At 64.9% G+C, this 10594-nt stretch carries 8 protein-coding genes; 2 read left to right on the forward strand and 6 right to left on the reverse strand.

Features of this window, described 5'->3' with window-relative positions; genetic code table 11:
• Positions 1-444 precede the first annotated feature (444 nt).
• From lipA to KBA32_RS14230, 5 genes are read right to left on the reverse strand one after another with little or no spacing between them, the layout of a single operon-like run.
• Positions 445-1431, reverse strand: coding sequence for a lipoyl synthase (gene lipA, locus KBA32_RS14210; RefSeq protein ID WP_294360128.1), 987 nt, complete (start codon positions 1429-1431; stop codon positions 445-447).
• Positions 1428-2057, reverse strand: coding sequence for a lipoyl(octanoyl) transferase LipB (gene lipB, locus KBA32_RS14215; protein ID WP_294360131.1), 630 nt, complete (start codon positions 2055-2057; stop codon positions 1428-1430). Before lipB ends, lipA begins: the two co-directional genes overlap by 4 nt.
• Positions 2054-2332, reverse strand: coding sequence for a DUF493 domain-containing protein (locus KBA32_RS14220; protein ID WP_294360134.1), 279 nt, complete (start codon positions 2330-2332; stop codon positions 2054-2056). The genes lipB and KBA32_RS14220 overlap by 4 nt, the downstream gene beginning before the upstream one ends.
• On the reverse strand, positions 2325-3200 hold the full coding sequence (locus KBA32_RS14225) for a D-amino acid aminotransferase (protein ID WP_294360137.1): 876 nt from the start codon (positions 3198-3200) through the stop codon (positions 2325-2327). Before KBA32_RS14225 ends, KBA32_RS14220 begins: the two co-directional genes overlap by 8 nt.
• A 35-nt stretch (positions 3201-3235) precedes the next feature.
• Positions 3236-4405, reverse strand: coding sequence for a D-alanyl-D-alanine carboxypeptidase family protein (locus KBA32_RS14230; RefSeq protein WP_294360141.1), 1170 nt, complete (start codon positions 4403-4405; stop codon positions 3236-3238).
• Positions 4406-4630: 225 nt separating this feature from the next.
• On the opposite strand from KBA32_RS14230, the gene KBA32_RS14235 reads away from it, so the two are divergent.
• The gene (locus KBA32_RS14235; RefSeq protein WP_294360144.1) at positions 4631-6205 is read left to right on the forward strand and encodes an FGGY-family carbohydrate kinase; all 1575 of its coding nucleotides are present in this window, start codon (positions 4631-4633) and stop codon (positions 6203-6205) included.
• Positions 6206-6250: 45 nt separating this feature from the next.
• Positions 6251-7015, forward strand: a complete 765-nt coding sequence (locus tag KBA32_RS14240; protein ID WP_294360147.1) for an SDR family oxidoreductase — start codon at positions 6251-6253, stop codon at positions 7013-7015.
• Positions 7016-7445: 430 nt separating this feature from the next.
• On the opposite strand, the gene KBA32_RS14245 is transcribed toward KBA32_RS14240, so the two are convergent.
• Positions 7446-10594 (reverse strand): EAL domain-containing protein (locus tag KBA32_RS14245; RefSeq protein WP_294360150.1); only part of this gene is annotated, 3149 nt, incomplete at its 5' end.

Raw genomic sequence — 10594 nt, forward strand, 5'->3', positions numbered from 1 at the left:
TCCACTTCGTCAGCCCCGCTTGGGTTTCCAGGGTGACGGCTGACTGACCGTAGGCTATCACGCCCCGCTCAGGGTTCACAAGCCCTCCCGCTGCAAATCCCTCTGAAACGCTCAGAAACGCGCTGTGCGGCCTCCGTGCTGTTCGGGTTCACTGGCCTCTGGCTGGGCTTCGGCCTGCTGTGCGTGCACGCCGGGGATTCTGCGCTGCTCGAAGAGTCTGAGTCGACGAAGATAGGCAAGCCTTGCCTCGTCCAGATCGGGTCACGCCGCGTATCGAGAATTGATCCATCACGCGGGTCAATTCCGCGACAAATTGCCTCGATCAGTTCAAGTTCTTTCATATTTCCCGCCTTCCCCAGATCGAAACGTAAACCTTTCGATTTTCGGACAAGACTCTCAGTCGCAATTATCGATGTTCAGTCTCATTTGTCGTTGGAATCCACATCAGGCAACGCCCGCATTGTGCGCCTGCTTGTCGGCCCAGTAGCTTGAGCGGACCATCGGGCCGCAGGCGGCACCGGTGAAGCCCATCTTCAGCGCTTCGCTCTCGAACATCTTGAAGGTGTCGGGATGGACGTAGCGCACGACCGGCAGGTGGTGGCCGGACGGCGCGAGGTACTGACCGATGGTCAGCATCTCGACGCCGTGCGCGCGCAGGTCGCGCATGACCTCAACGATCTCCTCGTCGGTTTCGCCGATGCCGACCATCAGGCCGGACTTGGTCGGCACCTGCGGGTAGCGCTCCTTGAATGCCTTGAGGAAGTCGAGCGAGTGCTGGTAGTCGGCGCCGGGGCGGGCCTGCTTGTAGAGGCGCGGCACGGTTTCCAGGTTGTGGTTGAGTACGTCGGGCAGCGACTGGCCGAGCACGTCGACGGCGATCTCCGTGCGCCCGCGAAAGTCGGGAACGAGTGTCTCGACGGTGGTCGTCGGCGACTTGTCGCGTACGGCGGCGATGACGTCGACGAAGTGCTGGGCGCCGCCGTCGCGCAGGTCGTCGCGGTCGACGCTGGTAATGACGACGTAGCGCAGTTTCAGGTGCGCGACGCTGTCGGCGAGATTGGCTGGCTCTTCGGTGTCGGGCGGCAGCGGTTTGCCGTGGCCGACGTCGCAGAACGGGCAGCGGCGCGTGCAGATGTCGCCGAGGATCATGAAGGTCGCCGTGCCGCGGCCGAAGCATTCGCCGATATTCGGGCAGGCGGCTTCCTCGCAGACGGTGTGCAGCTTCTGCTCGCGCAGCATCGACTTGATCTCGCCGAAGCGGCCGGTGTCGTTGCCGGCCTTGACGCGGATCCACGACGGCTTGCGTAAAGGCTCGTCGACCGGGACGATCTTGATCGGGATGCGCGCCGTTTTCAGTTCGCCCTTCTGCTTGACGCCGGCGACCTTGGCGGCGGGTTTGCCGGTTGTTGCTGCGGATTCGTGTTCGCTCATGCCTGTTCCAGTTGTCGTTGCAGGTGTTGTGCCAGTGCGTCGCCGGCTTGAGCCGGCGTCAGCGCGACGCCGAGGTCGCGCGTCTGCGTCACCGCCATGCCGGCGTAGCCGCAGGGATTGATCGCGTTGAACGGCGAAAGATCCATATCGACGTTCAGGCTGAGGCCATGGTAGCAGCGGCCCTTCCTGATGCGCAGGCCGAGCGCGCCGATCTTGGCGACGATGCCCTGGCGCTTGATATAGACGCCGGGCGCGCCGTCGAGCCGTTCGGCCGCGACGCCGTGTTCGCCGAGAAAGTCGATCATCGCTTGCTCGATGCGCGTCACCAACTCGCGCACCTTCAAATCGCGCCGGCTGAGGTCGAGCAGCAGGTAGATCACCACCTGGCCGGGGCCGTGGTAGGTGATCTGGCCGCCGCGATCGATCTTGATGAGCGGAATGCCGTTATCGACGAGCAGGTGTTCCGGCTTGCCGGCCTGACCGAGCGTATAGACCGGCGGGTGTTCGCAGATCCACAGCTCGTCGGGCGTTTCGTCCGTGCGCGCCGCCGTGAAGTCGAGCATCGCCTGCCACGTCGGTTCGTAGTCCACGCGTCCCAGATTGCGGACGCTCGGCGCTTCGTTCAAAGCACCACCTTGACCAGCGGGTGCGAGGAAAGTTCACGATAGAGCGCGTCGAGCTGCGCTTTCGACGTCGCGTTGATCGTGCAGGTCAGGCTGACGTACTTGCCGCCGCTCGACGCGCGCATGCCCATCGTCGCGCCGTCGAAATCCGGTGCGTGACGCAGGACCACCTCAAGCACCGCCTGGGCCAGGCCGTCGCTGGCCAGACCCATGATCTTGAGCGGGAAGGCACAGGGGAACTCGAGCAGAGTGTCCTGCGCCGGACCCTGATCAGGCATTCTTCGAAGCGGCGACGAGTGCGTCGCGGAAGTCGACGTAGGCCTTGTGCAGCTTCTGCGCGACCGGGCCGACCTTGCCCGCCGCGTCGCCGTGGCCGACCGGTTTGCCGTTCAGTTTGGTGACCGGCAGGATTTCCTTGGTCGAGGAGGTGATCCAGATTTCGTCGGCGTCGAAGACTTCGGCCTCGCTGATCGGGCGCGCTTCGTTCGGCACGCCGTGCTTGGCGGCGAGTTCGAAGACGACGTCGTAGGTGATGCCGGGCAGGATGCGGTTGTTCTTCGGCGGGGCGAGCACGACGCCGTTCTTGACGATGAAGACGTTCGACGCCGAGCCTTCGGTCAGGTAGCCGTCGCGGATCATCACGGTTTCTGTACAGCCGGCGTCGACCGAGAGCTGGCGGGCCTGCGAGTTGGCCAGGAGGGCAACGGTCTTCAGGTCGCAACGGCCCCAGCGGATGTCGGGCGCGGTAATGCAGGCGACGCCGTTGGCGCGCATTTCGGCGCTCGGCTTGGCCATCGGCGCGGTGAACATGAAGACGGTCTGCGGGACATTGACCGGGAACGCTGCGTCGCGCTTGACGTCGGCGCCGCGCGTCACCTGGATGTAGAGCTGCTGGTCCTCGAACGGCGCATTGGCGATGATCTGTTTGATCAGCGCGCGCCACTCGTCCGGCGTGTGCGGGTTGGGCAGGCGGATGCCGTCGAGCGAGACCTGGAAGCGGCGCATGTGCTCTTCCTGACGGAAGCCGTAGCGACCGTACACCGGGATGACTTCGTAGGCGCCGTCGGCGAAGAGGAAGCCGCGATCAAGCGGAGAGATCCTGGCTTCGGCGATCGGCATGAATTTGCCGTTGACATAGGCGGTCATGGTGCGTCCTTAGGGGATGAAAAAGCGTTGCGAAATCAGTTGAACCAGAGACGGATGGTGTCGATGGCGCGGCCGAAGATGCCGGCGACCGGAACGCCGTCGATGGCGACGACCGGGAACTCGCCGTACGGCTTGTCGTCGAGGCTGACCTTCATGGTGCCGACGATCTGGCCTTGCGCGACCGGCGCGATCAATGGCTGCTGCGATTGCAGTTCGGACTTGATGCGCGGACCGTATCCCTTGGGTACGACCATGATGAAATCTTCCGTGAAGCCGGCCTTCACCGTCTTCTCGGTACCCTTCCAGACCTTCAGGTTGGAGACGGCCTCGTTCTTGGCGTAGAGCTTGACGGCGTCGTACGCCTGGAAGCCGAAGTTGAGCAGCTTGAGCGATTCCTGCGCGCGTACGGCGTCGGACTTGGTGCCGAGCACGACCGAAATCAGGCGGCGCGTGTCACGCCTGGCGGAGGAGATCAGGCAGTAGCCTGCAGCTTCGGTGTGGCCGGTCTTGACGCCATCGACGGTCGGATCGAGCCAGAGCAGGCGGTTACGGTTCGGCTGCGTGATGTTGTTGTAGCGGAATTCCTTGATCGAGTAGTACTTGGCGTAGTCCTCGGGGAAATCGTGGATCAGCGCACGGGTGAGCGTCGCCAGGTCACGCGCCGTCGTGTAGTGCTCGGGGTCGGGCATGCCGGCGGCGTTCTTGAAGCTGGTGGCTTTCATGCCGAGCTTCTGCGCCTGCTGGTTCATCATTTGCGCGAACGTTTCCTCGCTGCCGGCGATGGCTTCGGCGAGCGCTACGCAGGCGTCGTTGCCCGATTGCACGATCATGCCCTTGATCAGGTCTTCGATCTTCACCTGCGTGTTGACCTGGATGAACATGCGCGAACCCTGCGCTTTCCACGCCTTTTCCGAGACAACGATCGTCTGTTCCGGCTTGATCGTGCCCTGCTTGATCGCGGCGAAGGTCAGGTAGGCGGTCATCAGCTTGGTCAGCGATGCCGGTTCGAGGCGCTCGTCGGCGGCCTGTGTGGCGAGTTCCTGGCCCGAGCCGGCTTCGATCAGCAGCCAGGACTTGGCGGCAAGCGCCGGCGGGGTGGGCAACTGCTGGGCAAAGGCGAGGGTTGGAAGGAGGAGGTGTGACAGAAACAGCGACAGGAACAGCGAGAAGACAAACGACAACGTCGGCGAGCGAAACTTGTGCATGGGGATTGGATTTCCGGGTGTTCGAGGGGATGGCAATTATATCAAGCGCTCACCCGGCCTTTCCCCCGAATCAGTTTTAGTGAACGGGCATAAGAACGAGGCTTGCCGCGGCCGAGGCAGACGTTCCAGCGAAGAAGACACACCTTATTTGATTGGGCGGCCAAAACAGCATTATCATCTGTATGAAACTATACAAATAGTCGAACCCATTGAATTGAAAACGGGATGCGCAAGATGGTGATGAGCACAGCAGGGGACGGATATCTGATCGGTCTGGACTTCGGTTCGGAGTCGGCGCGCGGCGTACTGCTCGAAGCGGGAAGCGGCCGCGTCGTCGGCAGCCTGACGCACGCCTACCGGCACGGCGTCATGTCGGCGTCGCTACCTGACGGCGAAATGCTGGCGCGCGGTTGGGCGCTGCAGGTGGCGCCGGATTACACCGAGGCGGCGGAGGCCATCCTCGCCGGCCTCGGGCGCGGGCGCCACGTACTCGGCATCGGCATCGGCTTTACGGCCAGCTCGCCCCTGCCGTGCAAGGCCGACGGCACGCCGCTGTCGTCCATCCTGCCGCGCAACCCGCACGCCTACGTCAAGCTGTGGAAGCACCAGGCGGCGCAGCCGTGGGCCAACCGGATCAACGCGCGCGGCGGCGACTATCTGGCCAACTGCGGCGGCAGGCTGTCGGGCGAATGGTTGCTGGCCAAGGCCGCGCAGATCGCCGACGAGGCGCCGGAAGTGTGGAACGAAACTGAGCGCTTCATCGAGGCCGGCGACTGGCTCGTATGGCAACTCACCGGCCACGAGGCGCGCAGCGAGAGCTTTGCCACGTACAAGGCGCATTTCTCGCGCGAGCGCGGCTATCCGCAGGACGTCGTCGCCGGCCTTGCCGAACGCCTGGCCGATCCCCTGCCGGTCGGTTCATCGGCTGGCCCGCTCAGGCCGGTGTGGTGCGCGAAGACGGGCATTCTCGGCGAACCGGCCGTCGCCGTGGCGATCATCGACTCGCACGTGGCGATGCCGGCGCTCGGCGTCGTCGATAGCGGCTCGCTGATGGGAGCGCTCGGCACCTCGGCCGTCTTCCTGCTGCTCGACAAGACGGCGCGGCCCTTGCCCAAGGGCATCGAGGGTACGGCCTACAGCGCTGCGATTCCCGACGCGTGGTGCTATGAGGCCGGCCAGGCGAGTTTCGGCGACCTGCTCGCCTGGTTCATCAACGCCTTTCCGCGCTCGGGCAACGTCAAGGACGACTTCGCCTACTACGACCGCGCGGCCGCCTTGCGCTCGCTCGGCGCCGGCCATGTGCTGGCGCTCGACTGGTGGAACGGCTGCCGGGTGCCCTTCGGCGATTCGACGCTGTCGGGCCTCCTCGTCGGCATGAACATGCGCACAACGGCGGTCGACATCTACCGCGCGCTGATGGAGTCGATCTGCTTCGGCGCGCGCACCATCGTCGACCTGCTGGCCAGCAGCGGTTCGCCGATCGAGCGCGTAGTGCTCACCGGCGGGCTGGCGCAGAAAAACGACGTGCTGATGCAGATGCTCGCCGACATCCTCGGCTGTTCCCTGGAAATCCCGCGCCTGACGCACCCGACGGCGATCGGCGCGGCGATTCATGGCGCCGTGGCCGCCGGCATCGTGGCGAACTACTCGGACGGCGCAGGCCGTTTCGGCGCGACCGACTACCGCGTCGTCGAACCGACCACCGGCGTCTTTCCCATCTACGACGAGCGCTACCGCCGCTACCGCGAGATGTCGGACAACCGCAGCGTGCGCGACGTCATGCACGCGCTCGGCAAGTGATTTTGCAAGCAACACCACCCAACTCGACCCTCAAGGAGACATGACATGTCAATCATCGATCGATTTCGCCTGACCGGAAAGAAGGCCATCGTCACCGGCGCCGCGCAGGGCATCGGCCACCATGTGGCGATTGCGCTGGCCGAAGCCGGTGCCGACGTGGCGCTGTTTGATCTCAACGAAGCCACCGAGACGCAGGCCGCGATCCGCGCGCTCGGCCGCGACGCCTTCTGCATCAGGATGAGCGTTGCCGACGAAGCGGCGGTGGAAGCGGCCTACGCCGAAGTCGATGCGCGCTTCGGCGGCGTCGACATTCTCTTCAACAACGCCGGCATCTGCATCTGCACGGAGGCAGAGACCATGACGCTGGAACAGTGGCGAAAGGTCGTCGATGTGGATCTCACCGCGCAGTTCCTCATGGCACGCGCTGCCGGCCAGCGCATGATCAAGGCCGGCAAGGGCGGGGCCATCATCAGCACCGCGTCGATGTCCGGCCACATCGTGAACGTGCCGCAGCCGCAGTGTGCCTACAACGCGGCGAAGGCCGGCCTCATCCACCTGACCAAGTCGCTGGCCACAGAGTGGGCCAGGTACAACATCCGCGTGAACTGCATCAGCCCCGGCTACATGGCGACGCCGCTGTCGATCGATGTGCCGCGCGAGCGCATGGAAAACTGGTTCTTCTTCGCGCCGATGAAGCGCATGGGGTTGCCGGAGGAGTTGCAGGGTGCCGTCGTCTATCTTGCGAGCGAAGCAGCTTCGTACACAACCGGTGCCGACATCATCATCGATGGGGGGTATTCGTGCGTTTAGGATCGGGAGACGCTTTGTTCCGCGCCTGACGCGCGGGCATTCTTTCTTTTGGGTCGCCAAAAGAAAGAAGCCAAAGAAAAGGCGACCCCGGGCCGACGCCCCGCCTTCGGCGGGGTTCCCTGCGCTACTCGTACAGCCGGGCGGCTGCGGAACTCGGGGCTGCGCCCCTCAGACAGTCCTCGCCGACGGCCCCGGCCGTACTCCGTTGCTCGGCGTCGTCCAAAGGGGACCAACACCAAGCTGAGCCTGCCCGGTAGTGGGCAGTTGATACCCGGATGGTTTTCAATCGGCCCGTTGCGGCTGAGCAGCGCAGAGACCCCGGCGCAGCCGGGCGAAGCTGTGGGCGCGCTTTCTTCTTGGCAAGACAAGAAGAAGTACGCCCGCGCGTCAGGCGCGGAAACCAGCACCTGAGAACTCCCTCCCGAGGCTGTCATGCAAACTGATCACTCGCCCGCTCGCGCAGAAAAACCTCCATCTGCTCCGCCGGCATCGGCCGCGCCAGCCAGTAGCCCTGGATCTCGTCGCAGTGGAAGATGCGCAGGAGGTTGGCCAGTTCCTCGGTTTCGACGCCTTCGGCGATCGTCTTCAGCTTCAGGCTATGCGCCATCTGGATGATCGCGCGCACGATCGCCGCGTCGTCGGGATCGGCAACGAGGTCGCGCACGAAGGATTGGTCGATCTTCAGCTTGTCGACGGCGAAGCGCTTGAGATAGGTGAGGCTCGAGTAGCCGGTGCCGAAGTCGTCGACCGACAGCTTGATGCCGAGCGACTTCAGGCGACGCACCGTGTCGAGCGTCGCTTCGGCGTCCTGGATCAGGATCGACTCGGTGAGTTCGAGCTCCAGCCATTGCGAGTCGAGGTCGGAAAGCACCAGCGCGTTGATCACGGTGTTGACGAGTTCCGGCCGCTTGAATTGCACGGCCGAGAGGTTGACGGCGACGACCATTGGCGGCAAGCCGGCATCCTGCCAGGCGCGCGCCTGGCGGCAGGCTTCGTTGAGTACCCAGGCGCCGATCGGCACGATCAGTCCGGAATCCTCGGCCACCGGGATGAAGCGCGCCGGCGAGACGAGGCCGTGTTTCGGGCTGTTCCAGCGGATCAGCGCCTCGACGCCGATGATCCGTCCTTCGCCGAGATCCATCTGCGGCTGGTAATGGAGGACGAATTCCCTGTTCTCGAGCGCGCGGCGCAGATTCGTCTCCAGTGACAGGTGCTCGACGACGCGCTGGTTCATCTGCTCGGTGAAGAAGCGGTGGCTGTTCCGCCCGACCTCCTTGGCGTGGTACATCGCCGTATCCGCCTTTTGCAGCAGCGTGTCGAAGTCGCTGCCGTCTTCCGGATAGATGGCGATGCCGATCGAGAAGGAGGTGTTGAGCGTATGCGAGCCGAGCACGATGGGGGCGGCCATGCGCTGGTGGATCTTGTCGGCGACACGGGCGATCGCCTCGCCGTCGCGCACGTCGTTCAGGAGGATGATGAACTCGTCGCCGCCCTGGCGGCTGATCGTGTCCGACTCGCGCACGCAGCCCTTCAGGCGTTCGACGACTTCCTTGAGCAACGCGTCGCCGACCGGGTGCCCAAGCGAATCGTTGATCGTCTTGAAGCGGTCGAGGTCGAGGAACATCAACGCCATGCGGCTCTGCATGCGGTGTGCCTGCGCCTGCGCCTGGGCGACGCGGTCGCAGAGCAGGAGGCGGTTGGGCAGGCCGGTGAGCGCGTCGTGGTGCGCCAGATACTCGATGCGCTTCTGCGCCTCCTTGCGCTCGGTGATGTCGGAGAAGATGTAGATGTAGTACATCGGCCGGTTATCGGCTTCCTGCACGGCGGAGACGCCGAGCCAGCCGGGATAGCCCTCGCCGCTGCGCCGCCGGTTCCAGACTTCGCCCTGCCAGTAGCCCGAGGTGGCGAGCGCCTCGCGCATCGCCAGCGCGACTTCCTGTTCGGGTCCGGACTCGGCAAGCGAAATGACCGACGGCTCAGCGCCGATGATCTCGTCGGTGCGATAGCCGGTCATCGCCTCGAAGGCCGGGTTGGCCGAGAGGATGCGGTGCTCGGCGTTGGTGACGAGGATGCCCTCGCCGCTGTGCTTGATCGCCTCGAAGGCGAGCTTGAGCTGCTCCTCGGTGCGCCGCCGCTCGGTCACGTCGGAAAAGGTGAGGACGACGCCCCAGCGCGGGTCGTCGCCCATATGCAGGGGCGCCGTGTTGATCTCGGCCCAATGCACCGTGCCGTCCTGCACACGGAGGCCCATCACGGCGTCACGGATTTCGCAGCCGTCGCGCAAGGTGCGGTGCGACGGATAGTCTTCCGGCGGACACGGCGAGCCATCCTCGCGCAGAATCTCGGTGCCGAGATCGGTGATCCTGCGCCCGAGAAGATCGGCGCCGATCGACTCCTGCGCCGAGCGATTGACGAAGAGGTAGTCGCCATCCGGCGAGATGATGACCAGGCCTTCGAGCATCACCCCCATGGCGCTCCGGAAACGGCTTTCGCTCTCCTGCAGGCGCGTCATCACCTCGCGCAGCGCGGCGATGTCCTCCTTGATCGAGACGTAGTTGGTGATCTTGCCCTCGGCGTCGCGGATCGGCGCAATCAACGTCCGTTCCCAATAGACGGTGCCGTCGCGCCGGCGCGTCTGCAGGTCGCCCTTCCAGCTCTGCCCGCTGGCGATCGTTTCGCGCAGCTGGTCGAAGAACGACTCGGGCAGGGGGCGCGGGTTGAGCATGTCGACGTGCTGCCCGAGCGCGTCTTCGCGCGCGTAGCCGGTCGTTTCGACGAAACGATCGTTCACGTACTCGATGCGGCCGTCGAGGTCGGTGATGATGATCGTCGACGGATTCTGCTCGACCACCAGCGACAGCTTGCCGGCCCACGCTTCGGCCGCGCGCCGCTCGGCGTGGTCGATGGCCTGCCTTGCCTCGAGCGCATCCACCAGCGCGCTGCGGCCGAGCAGACGGTGCAGATAAACGAGCAGGGCCAGCGTCAGCAGCACGCCAACCAGCGGCACCAGCGCGCCGCTGTGCGACTCGTTGCGCTCAGCCCACTCCGGACCGGCTTCGACCTGGATCAGCAGGCGGCGTCCGGCCAGCTCGAAGTTCTGCTTGTAGACGAACCCACGCCCGTCCGAACGGCCCGCCATCGGGTTGGCGAGCGAAAGCGGTTGCCAGCGCGCGATCAGGTTCGACTTGTCGTGGTAATCGAACAGCTGCGCGGACAGGCCAGGTTCGGCAGCCGAGCGGTTCGCCGAGTCGAAGATGTCGGCCAGATCGAGCGTCATCAGCAGGAGTCCGCGCACGGCCTCGCGGCGGGCGTTTCTCGACTCGGGCACCGCGTCGCCGCGATAGACGGGCGCGACCAGGAACATCAGGTTGCCGCCGTACGCGCGTTCGAGCAGCGTGTGCGCCAGGGCGATGGCCGCTGGGGCGTTGCTGTCGATAGCCATCGAAATCGGCGCCAGATGCCTGGCCGGCGCCAGCAGATCGAGACCGAGCGCCGAACGGTCGTGCTCGGCGGCGAGGCTGTAGAACAAGGGGAAATAGCGTTCGCGTTTCTGCGCGGCAAGCGGATCGCCGTCGGCGC

Source organism: Propionivibrio sp., assembly GCF_017995515.1.
In the GTDB taxonomy this organism is placed as follows: domain Bacteria; phylum Pseudomonadota; class Gammaproteobacteria; order Burkholderiales; family Rhodocyclaceae; genus Propionivibrio.

Coding starts and splice junctions, on each gene's coding strand:
- lipA (WP_294360128.1), bottom strand. CDS start 1,431: ATGAGCGAACACGAATCCGCAGCAACAACCGGCAAACCCGCCGCCAAG.
- KBA32_RS14220 (WP_294360134.1), bottom strand. CDS start 2,332: ATGCCTGATCAGGGTCCGGCGCAGGACACTCTGCTCGAGTTCCCCTGT.
- KBA32_RS14225 (WP_294360137.1), bottom strand. CDS start 3,200: ATGACCGCCTATGTCAACGGCAAATTCATGCCGATCGCCGAAGCCAGG.
- KBA32_RS14230 (WP_294360141.1), bottom strand. CDS start 4,405: ATGCACAAGTTTCGCTCGCCGACGTTGTCGTTTGTCTTCTCGCTGTTC.
- KBA32_RS14235 (WP_294360144.1), top strand. CDS start 4,631: ATGCGCAAGATGGTGATGAGCACAGCAGGGGACGGATATCTGATCGGT.
- KBA32_RS14240 (WP_294360147.1), top strand. CDS start 6,251: ATGTCAATCATCGATCGATTTCGCCTGACCGGAAAGAAGGCCATCGTC.